We start from the raw sequence: 17,223 nt of genomic DNA, 5'->3' as shown, positions 1-17,223 counted from the left end.
GAACAAAAAAGGTTCAGTCGGCATTGTGAGATAGCTCTCCAAGATGAATCATCTTGACAATCCTGCATCTATTAAATGCAGAACCAGCGCAGCCGATATGAGTGCGGCTTCACTTCGGCGGTCCTCCCCTTTCCGGTCACATCTCCAGAGCTCATACTCTTCCGTGAACCGTACTATTGAAGTCCGCACCTCTATCACCACTTAAAAAGTGATAATGTTTTTAATTTTTGTTCATTATAGCACAATCATTTTTGGGTATCAACATCCTTTTCCCCATTATCATGAAGTTTTTCATGAAGTTGCATGGCGACTCGCTCGGGGATCCCAAGCTCTCTGAACTCTTCCAAGGTTGCCTCCCGCATTCGTTTCATCGATCCGAAATGTTTCAACAGCTGTTTTTTACGCTTAGGACCGATTCCGTCGATATCATCCAGCATGGATTGGAACGCACTCTTCCCCCTGAGCTGGCGATGGAAGGTGATGGCGAACCGGTGGACTTCATCCTGTATGCGCTGGAGCAGATAAAATTCCTGGCTCCGTTTCTCTAAAGGAATGATCTGGAGGGGATTTCCGTATAGCAGTTCAGATGTCTGATGCTTGTCGTCTTTCGCCAGGCCGCCCAAAGGCACATCGAGACCCAGTTCGTTCTCCAACACTTCCCGGGCCGCTTCGATCTGTCCCTTTCCTCCATCGATGACAATGAGGTCGGGAAGGGGCAGCCCTTCTTTCAGCACCCTCGCATACCTTCTCCGGATCACTTCCCTCATGGATTCATAATCATCCGGTCCGGTGACGGTCTTGATCTTGTACTTCCGGTATTCCTTCTTTGCGGGCTTCCCGTCGAGGAACACGATCATGGCCGAGACGGGGTCCGAGCCCTGGATATTGGAGTTATCGAATGCCTCGATGCGGAATGGCGTATAAATGCCCATCTGTTCACCGAGTCTTTCCACCGCTTTGATCGTACGGTCTTCATCCCGTTCGATCAGGGCGAACTTCTCATTCAGTGCCTGCTTGGCATTTTTCTCGGCAAGGCGCACCAGTTCTTTCTTCTTCCCGCGCTTCGGCTGAACGGTCCTTACTTCAAGGAGTTTTTCCACGAGTTCCACATCGATTCCTTCCGGGAGGAAAATCTCCTTCGGTTTGAAGTGATTGGACTTGGAATAAAACTGTCCGATGAAGGTCAGGAATTCATCCTCCGGTTCATTATAGATGGGGAACAGGGAAACATCCCGTTCGATGAGCTTCCCTTGCCGTACGAAGAATACCTGGACGCACATCCAGCCTTTGTCGATGCCGTACCCGAACACATCGCGATCGGTGAAATCCGTCATGGTCATCTTTTGTTTTTCCATGGTTGCCTCGATATGCTGGATCTGATCCCTAAATTCCATGGCGCGCTCGAATTCCATCTTTTCAGATGCTTCCTGCATCTTCACGGAAAGCTGTTCCTTGATTTCCTTATAGCCGCCATTCAGGAAACGGGCGATTTCATCGGTCATCTCGCGGTAGGTTTCATTATTCACTTCCTTGATGCACGGCGCCAGGCATTGTCCCATATGGTAGTAAAGGCATGCCCTGTCCGGCAGTGTTGTACATTTTCGCAGTGGATACAGGCGATCGAGCAATTTTTTCGTTTCGTTCGCGGCTCCTGCATTCGGATACGGACCGAAGTACCGTCCCTTGCCGCGCTGCACCTTGCGGGTGGTGATGAGCCTTGGATGACGCTCATTGGTCAGCTTGATGAACGGGTAGCTTTTATCGTCTTTGAGCATGACGTTGTATTTCGGGTCATACTTTTTGATGAGGTTCATTTCGAGCACGAGTGCTTCGAGGTCAGATGAAGTCATGATGTATTCAAAGTCCTCGATTTCACCGACGAGGCGCTGGGTTTTCGCATCATGGGACCCGGTGAAGTAGGACCGTACCCGATTTTTCAGCACTTTGGCCTTTCCTACGTAGATGATCGTCCCTTGACGATCTTTCATGAGGTAGCAGCCGGGCTGATCGGGCAAGAGGGCCAATTTATTTGAAATCATTGTATTCACGGTCGCTCTCCCTTTCTTACGATCGTTCATGGTTGTCGATCAGTTGTTTCCTTTTACTTGAAGTATACACGAATTGGCGGAGCACTTCTATGATTGGGGCTTTGGTGAGGGAGGATGTTCTATTTTCGTAATGAGCGTACTTTCTTATTGGATTGCTGGTCCTTGCTGGTCCTTGCTGGTCCTATTCGGGATATGGTGAGCGGTTGGGATTAGACCGTTTCATTGCGCTTCGGGCACTTGCTTTCCATGGGGAGGGTGTCGAGCCTCCTCGGCAAGCCTCCGGGGTCTCGATCATCCCTCTTTTCCCATTGGAGTCAAGTGCCCTTCGCTTCATTCCACTCTTTGGTTGTTGATCAGTATGTGTTTTTGATCCTTTTGGGTGTGCAGGTACTACTCTTTCTTAGAGGATGGAATCTTCTTCTGCTGAATCATTTTCGGTTCCCTTAAAGGATTGGGATAGCAGTGAAAAATTAGACCGTTCCTTTGCGCTTCAGGCGCTTGCTTTCCATGGGGAGGGTGTCGAGCCTCCTCGGCAGGCCTCCGGGGTCTCGATCATCCCTCTTTTCCCGTTGGAGTCAAGCGTCCTTCGCTTCATTTCACTCTTTGGTGGTTGATCAGTATGTGTTTTTGATCCTTTTGGGTGTGCAGGTACTACTCTTTCTGAAAGGATGAAATCTGATGAATCATTTTTGGCTCCCTTAAAGGATTGGGATAGCAGTGAAAATTTGGACCGTTCCTTTGCGCTTCGGGCACTTGCTTTCCACGGGGAGGAAGTCGAGCTTCCTCGGCTGCGCCTGCGGGATCTCGATCTTTCCTCTATTCCCGTTGGAGTCAAGTGCCCTTCGCTCCATTCCACTCTTTGGTGGTGCAATATTGTGTGCTGTTTCTTCATTGGGGTGGGCGGTATTTATCTTACTGAGGGACTATCTAATGAATCGCTTTAGGTTTCTTTAATCCTTTTTTTGATTATCAGAAGGAATGTGGACCGCTTTTTTCACTCTGAATATTTCTTGTATTTAGAGGACGAATCGCCTGTCTAAATCAAACGGGTATGGATCATCTTTCACATAATGTTCCCCATCCCCATTGGTTTAAATAAAACAAAAAAGCATCCGGCTTTGGGCCGGATGCTTTTTGTGGCGTGCTTACGCGTGTTTGTTGACTAGTTCAGCTAGTGCTTCTTTCGGTTGGAAACCGATGACTTTATCTACGACTTCGCCGTCTTTTAGGATGACGAGAGTCGGGATGCTCATTACGCCGTATTTTCCTGCTGTTTCTTGGTTTTCATCTACATCGACTTTGACGATTTTAACTTTTTCGCCCATTTCGCTGTCCAATTCTTCCAATACAGGAGCGATCATTTTACAAGGTCCACACCATGGAGCCCAGAAGTCCGCAAGTACGAGACCAGAGTTTGTTTCAGCTGTGAAGCTTTGATCAGTTGCATGTGTAATAGCCATTTAAATGTGCCTCCCAAATCTTAAAATGTATCGTAAGTATATCACCGTAACCGGTAGGATGCTATAAATCTGCTCGTAGCTACTTTCCCCCTGCCGGTAGAGGTTTATACCCCATTCCATGAAAATAAGGAGCAAGCATCCGCCACTCCTTATTCTTCTTTTCTTATCCTATGTGTTCATCGAGAGAAATTCCACCCCGACACCCAGTCCTTTTTACAGGGAGTGATCAGGAAGAAGACACTTTCAGCTTTTTGAACTCTTCCGTGAGGAGTGGTACCACTTCAAAGAGGTCCCCTACGATCCCATAGTCGGCTACATTGAAGATGTTCGCTTCCGGGTCTTTGTTGATGGCAACAATGACCTTGGAGTTGGACATTCCGGCGAGATGCTGGATCGCTCCGGAAATTCCGCAGGCGATGTAAAGATCCGGTGTGACGACTTTACCGGTTTGACCGATCTGGAGGGAATAATCGCAGTAGTCGGCATCACATGCACCCCTTGAGGCCCCGACTGCACCGCCAAGGACATCGGCGAGTTCTTTGAGAGGATTGAACCCATCCTCGCTCTTCACGCCGCGTCCTCCAGCGATGATGACTTTTGCCTCGGACAGGTCGACCCCTTCGCTCGCCTTGCGGACAACATCCTTGATGATGGTTCGCAGATCCTTGATCTCCACGGATAGGGAGGCCACATCACCTGTGCGGGCTTCGTCCTTAGCCAGTGGCTCGATATTATTCGGTCGGATGGTCGCAAAGATGACTCCGTCCGTTACGATCTTCTTCTCGAAGGCTTTCCCGGAATAGATCGGTCTTGTGAAAACAAGATTCCCTCCTGCGAGTTCCAAATCTGTCGCATCGGATACGAGGCCGGTCTTCAGCTTGCCTGCGAGCTTCGGTGAAAGATCCTTCCCGAGTGCCGTATGACCGAAGATGATCCCCTCTGGGGATTCCTGTCCGATCACAGCCATCAGTGCCTGTGAATAACCATCCGGCGTATATTGAGCCAATTTTTCATCTTCGACGGTGATGACACGGTCCGCTCCGTAGTGGATCAATTCTTGACCGAGGCTGCTCACCGATTGCCCGACGAGGACTCCGACGACTTCTCCGCCTTCCGCTACCGTCTTCGCTGCCGCAATGGCCTCGAAAGATACATTACGCAATGATCCGTCCCGAACTTCACCAAGTACTACTACTTTTCTTGCCATGCTTATAACCCCCTGATTGTATTGGTATGCTGGTCGATTAGATAACTTTCGCTTCCGTGCGGAGAAGCTGTACCAGTTCGCTCACCTGTACGGCTACATCTCCTTCGAGCACCCTGCCGGCCTCTTTTTTCGGCGGAAGATACATTTCGATTGTTTTCGTTTTCGCTTCCACGTCCTCTTCTTCCAGATCAAGATCGTCCAATTCAAGCTCTTCAAGAGGCTTTTTCTTGGCTTTCATGATTCCCGGAAGTGAAGGATAGCGCGGCTCGTTCAACCCTTGCTGAGCTGTTACAAGTAGGGGAAGGGACGTTTCGATCACTTCCGAATCCCCTTCGACGTCACGCGTTACGGTTACGGTTTCACCAGCGATTTCAAGCTTGGTGATGGTGGTGACGAACGGGATATCAAGTTGCTCTGCCACCCTTGGACCCACCTGTCCGGATCCGCCGTCGATGGCCACATTGCCCGCCAGGATCAGATCGACTTCCTGATCTTTCAGGTACTGAGCCAGAATCGTCGCCGTCGTGAACTGGTCACCATGGTCGAGGTCGTCTTCTGTATTGATGAGGACGGCTTTATCGGCACCCATGGCCAAAGCTGTCCTGAGCTGCTTCTCGCTTTCTTCCCCACCGACCGTGATAACGGTTACATCTCCGCCGTGATTGTCACGGACCTGGATCGCTTCTTCCACGGCATATTCATCATACGGATTGATGATGAATTCGGCGCCGTCTTCCGCTATGCGCCCATTCTGGATCGAGATCTTCTCTTCCGTGTCAAACGTTCTTTTCAACAGTACATAGATGTTCATTCTGCAGTCCCTCCTGGTATTTGACTATGGTAATCGAAACAATGTTTTAAATACAGCATCTCTTAGGAAGATTCGGACAATTGTGTTCCGAAGAATGGATAGCGGACGTACACCCGCTATCCTGGAACCTACCCTTTGAAATGGGGTTCGCGCTTTTCAATGAAGGCTGATATCCCTTCCTTGGCATCCTCAGAGACGAAGATTTCACCGAACATATCGGCTTCACGTTTCACGCCTGCATAGAATCGGTCATCTTTTGTGTAGCTGAGCAATTCGATGGCAGCCTTCATGGCCACGGGACTCTTTTTGGCGATCTTTGCTGCAAGCTCCGAAGCCTTTTCAAAAAGCTCCTCTTCAGGATACGCTTTATTGGCAAGGCCCCATTGTACCGCTTCGACACCAGAGATCGGCTCACTTGTCAGGAGCATCTCCGCTGCCTTGGCGCGTCCGACGAGTTTCGGAAGACGCTGTGAACCGGCGAAACCTGGCACAAGGCCCAGCTGGAGCTCGGGAAGGCCGAGCTTTGCGTTTTCACTCACGAGACGGATGTGACATCCCATGGCGAGCTCGAGTCCGCCTCCCAGTGCAGCACCGTGAATGGCGGCAATGATCGGTTTCGGGAAGTTTTCCATGCGCTCGAATACTTCCTGCCCCCGTCCGGCGAGCTTCGAGAACTCCTCTCCGGTCTCGATGGTGGTGAATTCCTTGATATCGGCTCCTGCGGAGAAGAATCGGCCTTCTCCCTTCAAGAGGATGACCCGGACGTCCCGGTTCCCCTCAAGCTCATTCAATAGAGCATCTATTTCAGAAATGAGCCCGCTTGCCAACGCATTGGCAGGGGGTCTCTGAATGAGCACGGATGCTACATTCCCTTCCAGTGTCCACGAAAGATTCTCCATTTTCATCCCCCTAAACTGATTGTGTTCCTGCCGCCGCATCCTTGAAGCAGCAGCTTGTGGATGGTTGGTACCTGGGCCGTCAGATCATATTTCTGTTCATTCATCACCCAGGTGGTGACCATTTCATCCAGCGTTCCGAAGATCATCTGCCGTGCCAGCCTTACATCGAGATTTGCTGAAAATTCGCCTGACTCCACTCCGCTGACCAGGATGGTATCGATCAGCTTCAGGTATCCTTTCAAGACATCATTGATCTTGAGACGGATCTCCTTATTGGATTGTCGAAGCTCCAGCTGCGTCACGATGGCGAGGTGGTGATCATCCGACAGGATCTTACAATGATTTTCGATCATTACTAATAATTTCTCTGAAACTGTCTGTTTTCCTGCAATAACTTCCTCGATTTTATCCACGAACAGGCTCATCTTTTCTTTGAAGAGGGAAATCAGGATGTCTTCTTTGTTTTTGAAATAAAGATAGATCGTCCCGTCCGCCACTCCTGCCTGCTTGGCAATCTTGGAAACCTGCGCCTGATGGTAGCCGTTTTCGGCAATCACAATGACCGCGGCATCGATGATCTGTTTATATTTTGGTTTATTTCGCTTCATAGGTTTTTGACCTGCCTTATAGAATAATGAATGACCATTCATTCATATTTCTATATTATAAGGTTCTCCTGTGATTGTCAACAGCCTGTACCATCCGCCAACAAAAAAGAAGGAAGGATTCTCCTTCAACAGTTTAACTTAATTTCTCCTCTTCTTCCAGCTTGACGCGTTCTTCTTCCACCAGCGCCCTGCGGAGGATCTTTCCGACAGCTGTTTTCGGCAGCTCTTTCCTGAATTCATAAATCCTCGGGACCTTATAGGCGGCAAGATATTTCCTCGCATAAACGTTGAGCTCTTCTTCTGTCAGGGACGCGCCTTCCTTGAGGACCACATATGCTTTTACGGTTTCGCCCCGATAGGCATCTGGCACTCCGGCTGCGACGACCTCCTGGATGGCAGGGTGTTCGTACAGGACTTCTTCGATTTCCCGCGGGTAAATATTGAAGCCTCCTGCAATGATCATATCCTTCTTGCGATCCACTACGAAAAAGTATCCGCGTTCATCCATGTAGCCGACGTCCCCCGTAAGGAGCCAGCCGTCCTTCAGCGTCTGTTCGGTTTCTTCAGGACGATTCCAGTATCCCTTCATCACCTGCGGACCCTTCACGGCGATCTCACCGATTTCATTCGGCGGCAGCGGTTCCCCCGTTTCCATGGACAGGATGACGCTGTCGGTATTCGGCCAAGGGACGCCGATGCTCCCCTTCACCCTCTCTTTATCCCACAGGAAGTTGGAGTGCGTGACCGGCGATGACTCCGTCAAGCCATATCCTTCGACCAGCTTTCCTCCTGTTATCGCTTCGAATTGCTGCTGCACCTCGACGGGGAGCGATGCACTTCCGCTGATGCATGAATCGATGGATGAGAGATCGTACTTCTTGAGATCCGGATGATTCAACAATCCGATATAGATTGTCGGAGCTCCGGGAAACAGGGTCGGCTTCTGCTTTTGGATCGTCTTGAGGGTCGTGGTGGCATCGAATTTCGGAAGGAGGATGAGGGTATACCCCTGCATGATGGATAGCACCATGACGGCTGTCATCCCATAGACATGGAAGAATGGGAGGATGCCCAGGACCCGTTCTTCACCCTTCCGGCACTTATAAAGCCAGATATCGCACATGGACGCATTGGCCACCAGATTTTGATGGGTGAGCATGACCCCTTTCGGGAACCCCGTTGTCCCTCCCGTATACTGAAGGAGGGCAAGGTCTTCCGCAAAATCAAACCCCTCCGGTTCCGCAAGTCCTCCTGCACTTCTCTTCATGATGTCCGTATAGAGATGGATGGTTTCAGACGGCTCCACCTTCACGACGATGCCGTACTGCTTCTTTTGGATGAAGGGATAAATCAGGTTTTTGGGGAAGGGGAGACAATCCTTGATAGCGGTTACAATTATGTGTTCAAGCTCGGTTTCCTTCATCACCTTCGTGACCCGTGGATAAAGGATATCCAGGGTGAGCATCACCTTGGCACCCGAATCCTTCATCTGATACTCGATCTCCCGCTCCATATAAAGTGGATTCGTCTGCACAACGACTCCTCCGGCATAGAGGATGCCGTAGTAGGCAACGACCGACTGCGGCGTGTTGGGGAGCATGATGGCCACACGGTCTCCTTTTTCGATCCCGAGCCCCTGCAGGTAAGAGCCGAATTTGAGTGCCGCTTCGTGCACCTCACTATAGCTCAATTCCTTGCCCATGAAATGGATCGCCGTTTTCCCACCATATTTCTCCGCCGCATCAGTCAGATAGCTCTGAAGCGGTTTTTCCACCAGCGAAAACTCCCTTGGAATCTGCTCGGGGTATTCAGCGAGCCAGGGTTTGTTCATACCGATCCCTCCCGTCTAATTGTTTGAAAATTTATTCTATTCCCATTATAAAACATCAGGACTTCAGATACAATTTGTATTCGATTCCCAGTCCTTCTTTTAGCCTATGGTCATCCTCCCTTGTCAGGAGTCATCCCATATAAAAAAGACTGTCACCACTACTGTATGACAGTCTTCCTTTCAATATTAAGGCGGTCAAGCAAAGAAAACCATATAAATGATACCCACCACGATGAATCCTCCGCAAAGGGCCAATAATACTTTCGCCAGTTTCTCCATATTCCCTCTCCTTATGAAATTCCTGCGCCGATGACATAGGATAGTCCGACGGAAATGACGAGGGAAATGAATCCTACAGCGCGGTTATCATTGGCTATCTCTTCGTCGATCTTGAATCTAGGTGTCAGGAACTCAAAGATGAAGTACCCGATCAGCAGGAGGGAAAAGCCGTAGACACCCCATCCGATCGTCGTGATGATCGTATCATTATGATCGATGGAATGACTGAAAATATTGGCGATCCCGAAGATCTTCCCTCCGGTAGCCATGCCCACGGCAAGATTCCCCTTCTTGATTTCTTCCCAGTTCTTATACTTCGTGACAAGTTCAAAGATTGCCAGGAAAAGAACAAGGCAGAGAATGACGACGCTGTAGTTCGCAGCGGTCTTCACCAACACATTCTCCCAGATTTTCTCCACTAGGAATCCCCCTTCTCTCCTCTACTACTTGAATTCGATGACCGTTACCCCGGTGCCGCCTTCACTGGCATCACCGAAACGGGCCTTCTTGACGGCACGATGATTCTTCAGGTATTCCTGGACGCCCTGCCGCAGGGCACCGGTGCCCTTCCCATGGATGATGGAAACCCTCGGATAGCCCGCAAGGAGAGCATCATCGATGTATTTATCGACACGGGCCAAAGCATTTTCATAGCGTTCCCCCCTGAGATCGAGTTCAAGATTCACATGGAAGTCCTTGCCCTTCACCGTGGAAAGCGGCTTGGTTTCCACTTTCTGCTGGGATTGGATGAATTCCAGATCGGATTCCTTTACTTTCATCTTCATGATCCCCATCTGAACCTGCCATTCTTTGTTGGATACCTTCTCGACGAGATGGCCTTTTTGATCGAAGCTTAGGACTTTCACTTCATCTCCCGGTTGCAACGTGCGTTCCGTCGATTGTTTTTTAGGTTTCGACGATTGAGGCAGGTTCGGCGCTGCTTCCTCTAGATGTTTTTTCGCCTGGATGAGCTGGTGCTCCTTGATCCCGGACGAGCTTTCCTTCTGCATCCTTCTCAGGTCGCGGATCACTTCCTCCGCTTCCGCTTTCGCTTTGTCGACGACTTCGGATGCTTTTTTCTGGGCTTTCTCATAGAGGGAGTCCTTCTTCTCGTAGTACTCCATCATCTGTTTCTGCATGTCTTTGTGCATCTTCTCCGCTTGTCTCAAGAGCTCATGCGCTTCTTCCAGTTCGCGCTCACCCTGCCTGCGATTGTCCTCGAGGGAAGCAATCATGTTCTCGACTTCCTTGCTGTCGGTCCCGATATGGGATTTCGCACGCGTGATGACCCGTTGGGATAACCCCAGGCGCTCGGAGATCTCGAATGCATTACTCCGTCCCGGTACCCCGATCAAGAGTCGGTAGGTCGGACTCAGTGTTTCCACATCGAACTCGACGCTTGCATTCACGACGCCTTCACGGTTATAGCCATATGCCTTCAGTTCCGGATAATGGGTCGTTGCGACCACTCTCGCTCCGGTGGCATGGACTTCATCAAGGATCGAGATGGCCAGCGCCGCCCCTTCCTGGGGATCGGTCCCAGCCCCAAGCTCATCAAAGAGGACAAGGCTGTCGAAATCGACTTTATCGAGGATCCCGACGATGTTCACCATATGGGAGGAGAACGTACTCAAGCTCTGTTCGATGGACTGCTCATCCCCGATATCGGCATACACGGTCTTGAAAACCCCTACCTCGGAACCATCCAGCGCCGGGATCGGAAGGCCTGCCTGTGCCATGAGGGTCGTCAAACCGAGTGTTTTCAAGGTGACAGTTTTCCCCCCTGTATTCGGACCGGTGATGACAATCGCCGAGAAATCATCCCCGAGCTCGATGTCGTTGGCCACAGCGTCATCCATTGGCAACAGTGGGTGGCGGGCTTTATTCAGCCTGACCCGCTTATCCTGATTGACGATCGGTTTCGTCCCCTTGATGGAACGGCCGAACTTCGCTTTAGTGAACATGAAGTCCACATCCGTGAGGACCGAAACGATGTAGAAGAGCTCACTTGAGAATTCATGCACCTTCTCTGTCATGGCCAGGAGGATTTTTTCGATTTCGGTCTGCTCTTTCAATTTCAATTCCCTGAGCTGGTTATTGAGCTGCACGATGGCTTCGGGCTCGATGAAAAGGGTCTGACCAGAGGAACTCTGATCATGGATGATGCCGCCATAATGGCCGCGATATTCCTGTTTCACCGGGATGACGTAGCGATCGTTCCGGATGGTGATGATGGCATCCGATAGCATCTTCTGGGCATTGGAGGAGCGGATCATCCGTTCAAGCTTCTCCCTGATCCTTCCTTCATTCGCCCTGAGCTGGGTGCGTATGTTCCGCAGGGAATCACTGGCAGAATCGAGTATGCTCCCGTTTTCGTCCACCACCTGACGGATTTCCTGCTCAAGGTGTGGAAGCGGCATGACGGATTCCATCTTCTCCTGCAGGAGCGGGATTTCCACTTCCTCTTCCTTCAGTTCTTCAACGAAGCGCGTCAGCTTACGGCTTGCACGGATTGTGCTCGCCACCTGCACAAGTTCGGCGGGAGAGAGCATGCCACCGATCTGGGCACGCTTCACATGGGGCCTGATATCGAAGATCCCTCCAAGGGGTGCATGCCCCTTGAGGCGGAGGATCGTCATGGCTTCATCCGTTTCTTCATGGAGGGCCAGGATTTCGTCATAGTCCACGGATGGTGTCAGGGCGGTCACCTTGGCAAGGCCCAGTGCGGATGCCGCATATTCTTTCAGTAGTTCTTTGATCTTATCAAACTCTAATGTTTTCAGTACTTTGGAATTCACGATACTCCACCTTTATCATTTGTTTCGTTTCAGGAACTTCATGAGTTCGTCTGTATCTTTCGTATTGAGGACCGAATCGGTTTTGATCCATCCTTTTCGTGCAGTCGAGACGCCGATTCCCATGAACTCAAGGTGATCATGGCTGTGTGCGTCCGTATTGATGACCAGGGGAACACCGCGTTCCTGGGCTTTTCGCACATGTTCTGCCGACAGATCGAGCCTGTTCGGGTTCGCATTGAGCTCCAGTGCGGTTCCGGTTTCTGCCGCAAGATCGATCAGGGCATCCATGTCGACGGCATATCCTTCCCTTCGGCCGATGATCCTGCCCGTAGGATGGGCGATGAAGTCCACATGAGGATTCTCCAGTGCCGTTTTCAAACGGTCCATGATTTTGTCTTGTGACTGTGAGAAGCTCGAATGGATCGATGCGATGACCACGTCAAGCTGACTGAGGACGTCGTCGTCATAATCGAGCGTCCCGTCAGGCAGGATGTCCATCTCGATTCCCGCAAGCACCTCGATATCATCATAGCGCTTATTGATTTCTTTAATTTCTTGAATCTGTTTCAGCAATCGTTCTTTACTGAGGCCATTGGCTACCCGCAGGTATTGGGAATGGTCCGTGATGGCCATATAGGCATACCCTTTTGCCCGGCAGGCTTCCACCATCTCTTCAATGGAGTAAGCTCCGTCGGACCAGGTGGTATGCATATGAAGGTCTCCTTTGATGGCTTCAAGGGAAATCAATGGGTAGTCTTTCGTGAACCCTTCCACCTCGCGGCCGTCTTCCCTGAGTTCAGGCGGGATGAAAGGGAGACCGAAGTGATCGTAGAACTCTTCTTCCGTTTCAAACGTCGTCACTTCACCCGTTTCAGCGTTCTCCACCCCGTATTCGCTGATCTTCTCTCCACGCTCTTTCGCAAGCTGTCGCATCCGGACATTGTGATCTTTCGACCCCGTGAAATGATGGAGGGCCGTAGCGAATTCCTGCGGTTCGACAATCCTGAAATCGACGCTCACATCCCAGCTGTACCGGAGCGTCAATGATACTTTTGTGTCTCCCGCTGCAATGGTCTCCACGATACCGGGGAACTTCAGAAGGGCTTCCTTCACCTGTGACGGCTCATCAGTGGAGAGGATAAAATCAAGATCCTTGATGGTTTCGCGTCCCCTCCGCAGGCTGCCGGCACGGGAGTAGGTCCTGATGTTGTCCATATTGCCTAGGAAGGCTTCGATCTCGACTGCCACTCCTTCCATGAAGCCGATGGGAAGGCGGTCCGGCCGCTTGCCAACCTGCTCGATGGCGGCGAGGATCTTCTCTTCCGTCTTTTTCCCGAAACCGGCTAGGGCCTGGACTTTTTCGTTCCGGCACGCTTCTTCCAGATCTTTGATTCCTTTCACGCCAAGCTCGCTGTACAGCTTCGCAATCTTCTTTCCACCTAGTCCGGGAAGTTGAAGAAGGGGAACGAGTCCGGGAGGAACCTGTTCCTCCAACTCTTCCAATACCGATGAATAGCCCTCTTCCACGTATTCTTGGATGACCCCTGCCGTCCCTTTTCCTATTCCACTGATTTTTGTAAAATCATCTATTTCACTTAAGCTGCGATCATCATTTTCAAGAGCTGCAGCTGCTTTGCGATAAGCCGAGATTTTGAATGAGTTCTCGCCTTTGAGCTCCATATAGATCGCAATCTCTTCTAATAGTTTAATGATATCTTTTTTATTCACGTCAATCACCTTCTCCATCATGAAAATGGTTTCTCCACTCTCTATAGTAGCAAACTCCGCATCAAAAGAAAAAGACTGAATCCGGAACGGCATCGAATGCTTCGGTTCCTGGACCCAGTCCTGTTATCAAGCTGATTTCCCCATCCACCATGATTGAATCATATCGGAGAAGATCGGGGTGTTTTTGACCATACCCTGTCCAAGGAAGGATCCTTGAATGGCCGACTGCACGGAATCCATTGGCAGGAGGGCCCCGATGAACAGCAGGATGAGCAGGATCAAATACGTTTCCGCAAATCCCAGCACTCCCCCGCCCAGTTTGTTCACCTGCTTCAAGATTGGAAGGTGGGCGACAAAATCAAGCATGGAGCCGATGATTTGAAGGATGATCCTCACTGCGATGAAAATGATGGTGAATGCGATCACCCGGTAGTAGGCGTCTTCCATATTCCCCGCCTGGAAGATCATCTTCAATGCCATCTGGTCGTCAAGATTCGGGTAAGGAATCCACAAAGTCAGCTTGGGAGCAAGCTGATCATAATACAAATATGCTACAATGAATGAAGCGATGAAACCGAATATATGTATCACCTGCAGGATGAATCCCCGTTTCAATCCGATGAGGAATCCAAAAAGCAGGAGTACGAGCAGTATGATATCCAACATAGTTACTTCAATCCTTTAGTTGTTTGATTTGCCGTTCGAGGTCTTCGTACTTCTCTTGAAGTTTGATATAATCGTTCACGGCGTTCACGGCTGTCAGTACAGCAAGTCTTCCCGTGTCGATATACGGGTTCGCAGAGTTGATTTCTCTCATTTTGTCATCCACTTTGGAGCAGACGAAGCGGATCGTATCAGGCGCCTCTGTTCCGACGATCGTATAATGCTGACCATATATATCCACGGTAATGCGATTTTTTTCTGCTTCAGACAATCCGAAAGACCCCCGTTCACTTAAAAATTCTACACACTATCATACCATGTACCTGTTGAGAATGGTAGAACATTGTCATATGAACTCATTTCCATCGTACCATACTTGTAAAGAAGGAGAGATCCGTTTTGGCCAATACCGTCATTCAAACGACATCTGATCAGATACATAAAATGAAAGAACACTATTCTTCCGTCCTCACAGGCAAGGTGCCACCCGGGGCAGTATTCTCTGCCAAGCCTGCAGGATGCACCGTCACGGCCTATAAATCGGGAAAAGTCCTCTTCCAGGGGGCCCGGGGTGAAGAGGAAGCCTCCCGCTGGGGATCGAAGGTTGCTCCTAAAGTAAAGAAGATCGATAAAAAGACCACTACCCTCCCCGAAGACTTTGCTTCGTGGTCGGTGATCGGATCGGATGAAGTCGGGACCGGTGACTTCTTCGGACCGATCACCGTCGTCAGCGCCTATGTGAAACGGGAACATCTCGAACTTGTGAAGGAACTCGGTGTCCAGGACTCCAAAAACCTGACGGACGAGACAATCAAGCGCATCGCCAAAGACCTGATCCAGACGATTCCTTACAGTCTCCTCATCCTTCATAACCCGAAGTACAATGAGCTACAGGAAAGCGGCATGTCCCAAGGGAAGATCAAAGCCCTGCTTCACAATAAAGCGATCCTGAATCTGATGGACAAAATCGCCCCCGAACAGCCGGAAGGGATCCTGATCGATCAGTTTGTGGAAAAGAATACGTACTACAGGCATATCGCATCACAGAAAAAGATCCAGCGGGATCGGGTTTACTTCAGTACGAAGGGTGAAGGCATGCATCTGTCCGTCGCGGCGGCATCGATCATAGCCCGCTATGCGTTCCTGAAGGAGATGGACAAGTTGAGTGAGAAGGCCGGCGTGACGATCCCTAAAGGTGCCGGAAGCGCCGTTGATATCGCTGCGGCCAAGATCATCAAGCGCAGGGGCGTGGACTCACTGAAGAATATGACGAAGTGGCATTTTGCCAATAGTGATAAAGCGATCAAGATTTCGAGGAAGTAGAGGGAGGTGTCATCCTTTTTGGATGGCATCATTTTTTGATTTTGAATAGGTTCCGTTCCCCTCCGCTCCAGGCAGCCGCTTTCCACGGGGCGTGCGGTGAGCCGCTTCGGCAGGAGGCCTGCAGGGTCTCACCCTGCCCGCTTTTCCCGTTGGAGTCGGCTGCCTTCCGCTCCGAGGAACTCTGTGATTATGGGATTTAAAAAGTTAGTAATATTTATGTAAAAACTCTTCTATATCCTGATTTATTTTCACAAGATGCTCTTCCGATGGAAAGTGGCCCATAACATATGACTTACATTCAATGAGATTCGGAATGATCTCTTGAGCTCTTATCCTTAATCGATCTTCAGGAAAAAAGATGTCTTTTTCCCCGGCTATGATGAGCACAGGAGCGTTAAAGTGCTTCAGTTCTTCCTTCGTTGTCAGTTTGGGCATATCCTGTTCAAGCCGTAAGTAAGTAAAAACATCCCCAATCACGTTTTTATCCACTTCCTTCATACTGGACTGGGACATGGTATCCGCGATTCTATCGAGATGCCTTGGAGAAGAAGTCATTTGATACATGACAAGTGGAAGCAGGATTTCTCCCATCATCCTGACCTTCGATCCCAATGTGATTCCTGCAGGTGAAACCAATACAGCGCAATCAATTTTGTCAGGCATGAATGCGGCCAATCGCAGGATGATGCCCCCACCATAAGACGGGCCTACGAATGCACTGCGCTCCACATGGAAGTGCTCCATCAGTTCCTTTGTCCATCGGGCAAAACTATCGTCCTTTGCTGAAATCCTGTTTTCGTCGCTGAATCCTGGATGACCGATTGTATCCGGCGCATACACTCTATAGTGGCCCATAAGAGGTAAAAACCATGATAAGGTCATGGGGTTGATGCAGTTGCCCCCCTGAAAAATAAAAACCGGCTTCCCTTCCGGTGGTCCCGCTACTAACACATGTGTTTTCCCATAGCTTGTTTCCACAAATATCCGCTCGACCCCAAAATCAAATGAATTCACATACCGATCGTAGTGTTGCATGATCCTCTTTTTCCCATCCCGCTTATAAATGGTCCTATCTTTCATAAACCCCACCCCTGAACAACCCAAAATTTAACACATTTCATAAAAACAGATTACCACATGTCTAATCTCCTGAGAATATAGAAACTTTATACCACGGGATCATACTCATCTTTCATACACTCCTTCCCCCCACTCAAGAAATAAAGAAGGGTAGACGGCGGTATCTATCATACTGAGATCTCTCAACTACTTTTCAACACGTTGGAACTCCGTATCGGAGATCCTATCGATGACCTGGGATCAACCAAGAATTCATTCGTGAGCATGATGCGTGTACAGATTACCTGAAAATATTGTAACGCACCAGGACCTGCATAAAAGAAAAAAAAAGATGCCGGAATCATTCACGGTATCTTTTTGGATTTTGAATAGGGACCGTTCCCCTCCTCTCAGGCAGCCGCTTTCCACGGGGCGTGCGGTGAGCCGCTTCGGCAGGCCTGCAGGGTCTCACCCTGCCCGCTTTTCCCGTTGGAGTCGGCTGCCTTCCG

General features: G+C 49.9%; 15 protein-coding genes and 1 riboswitch. Of the genes, 1 reads left to right on the top strand and 14 read right to left on the bottom strand.

Annotated features, from left to right (window positions below):
* Positions 1-23: 23 nt before the first annotated feature.
* Positions 24-202: riboswitch (Lysine riboswitch) on the bottom strand.
* A gap of 43 nt (positions 203-245) precedes the next feature.
* The 13 genes from uvrC to zapA form a co-directional block, all read right to left on the bottom strand.
* Entirely contained in the window at positions 246-2,048 is a 1,803-nt protein-coding gene (gene uvrC, locus AF331_RS01075) for an excinuclease ABC subunit UvrC (protein WP_053426395.1), read from the bottom strand.
* A 698-nt stretch (positions 2,049-2,746) separates the two neighbouring features.
* Positions 2,747-2,899, bottom strand: a complete 153-nt coding sequence (locus tag AF331_RS22265; RefSeq protein ID WP_160316471.1) for a hypothetical protein — start codon at positions 2,897-2,899, stop codon at positions 2,747-2,749.
* A gap of 294 nt (positions 2,900-3,193) precedes the next feature.
* Positions 3,194-3,508 (bottom strand): thioredoxin, encoded by a 315-nt coding sequence (gene trxA / locus AF331_RS01070; RefSeq protein WP_053426394.1) that lies wholly within the window; start codon positions 3,506-3,508, stop codon positions 3,194-3,196.
* Between the two features lie 226 nt (positions 3,509-3,734).
* Positions 3,735-4,715 (bottom strand): electron transfer flavoprotein subunit alpha/FixB family protein, encoded by a 981-nt coding sequence (locus AF331_RS01065; RefSeq protein ID WP_053426393.1) that lies wholly within the window; start codon positions 4,713-4,715, stop codon positions 3,735-3,737.
* Positions 4,716-4,752: 37 nt separating this feature from the next.
* Positions 4,753-5,526 carry an electron transfer flavoprotein subunit beta/FixA family protein gene (locus AF331_RS01060; RefSeq protein ID WP_053426392.1) on the bottom strand — a complete coding sequence of 258 codons (774 nt, stop codon included), beginning with the start codon at positions 5,524-5,526 and terminating at the stop codon, positions 4,753-4,755.
* Between the two features lie 128 nt (positions 5,527-5,654).
* Positions 5,655-6,425, bottom strand: a complete 771-nt coding sequence (locus AF331_RS01055) for an enoyl-CoA hydratase (RefSeq protein ID WP_053426391.1) — start codon at positions 6,423-6,425, stop codon at positions 5,655-5,657.
* 2 nt (positions 6,426-6,427) lie between these two features.
* A complete protein-coding gene (locus AF331_RS01050; protein ID WP_053427725.1) occupies positions 6,428-7,033 on the bottom strand; it encodes a TetR/AcrR family transcriptional regulator in 606 nt (201 codons plus the stop codon).
* Positions 7,034-7,166: 133 nt separating this feature from the next.
* Positions 7,167-8,864, bottom strand: a complete 1,698-nt coding sequence (locus AF331_RS01045; protein ID WP_053426390.1) for an AMP-binding protein — start codon at positions 8,862-8,864, stop codon at positions 7,167-7,169.
* Between the two features lie 290 nt (positions 8,865-9,154).
* The gene (locus tag AF331_RS01040) at positions 9,155-9,562 is read right to left on the bottom strand and encodes a DUF350 domain-containing protein (protein WP_053426389.1); all 408 of its coding nucleotides are present in this window, start codon (positions 9,560-9,562) and stop codon (positions 9,155-9,157) included.
* Between the two features lie 24 nt (positions 9,563-9,586).
* Positions 9,587-11,941 carry an endonuclease MutS2 gene (locus tag AF331_RS01035; protein WP_053426388.1) on the bottom strand — a complete coding sequence of 785 codons (2,355 nt, stop codon included), beginning with the start codon at positions 11,939-11,941 and terminating at the stop codon, positions 9,587-9,589.
* Positions 11,942-11,956: 15 nt separating this feature from the next.
* The gene (polX, locus tag AF331_RS01030) at positions 11,957-13,690 is read right to left on the bottom strand and encodes a DNA polymerase/3'-5' exonuclease PolX (RefSeq protein ID WP_412177701.1); all 1,734 of its coding nucleotides are present in this window, start codon (positions 13,688-13,690) and stop codon (positions 11,957-11,959) included.
* Between the two features lie 105 nt (positions 13,691-13,795).
* Positions 13,796-14,335: a CvpA family protein gene (locus tag AF331_RS01025; RefSeq protein WP_053426387.1), complete on the bottom strand. Its 540-nt coding sequence runs from the start codon at positions 14,333-14,335 to the stop codon at positions 13,796-13,798.
* 7 nt (positions 14,336-14,342) lie between these two features.
* Complete coding sequence (gene zapA / locus AF331_RS01020) at positions 14,343-14,603, bottom strand: cell division protein ZapA (RefSeq protein ID WP_053426386.1); 261 nt, start codon at positions 14,601-14,603, stop codon at positions 14,343-14,345.
* A gap of 128 nt (positions 14,604-14,731) precedes the next feature.
* Between zapA and rnhC the strand changes: the two genes are divergently transcribed.
* Entirely contained in the window at positions 14,732-15,655 is a 924-nt protein-coding gene (gene rnhC / locus AF331_RS01015) for a ribonuclease HIII (RefSeq protein ID WP_053426385.1), read from the top strand.
* A gap of 204 nt (positions 15,656-15,859) precedes the next feature.
* On the opposite strand, the gene AF331_RS01010 is transcribed toward rnhC, so the two are convergent.
* Positions 15,860-16,735, bottom strand: a complete 876-nt coding sequence (locus tag AF331_RS01010) for an alpha/beta fold hydrolase (protein WP_053426384.1) — start codon at positions 16,733-16,735, stop codon at positions 15,860-15,862.
* Positions 16,736-17,223 lie beyond the last annotated feature (488 nt).

The sequence above is a fragment of the Rossellomorea marisflavi genome, from assembly GCF_001274775.1.
In the GTDB taxonomy this organism is placed as follows: Bacteria; Bacillota; Bacilli; order Bacillales; family Bacillaceae_B; genus Rossellomorea; species Rossellomorea marisflavi.
Note: the sequence above shows the minus strand (reverse complement) of the source record. Positions and strands in the feature narration are given on the sequence as shown.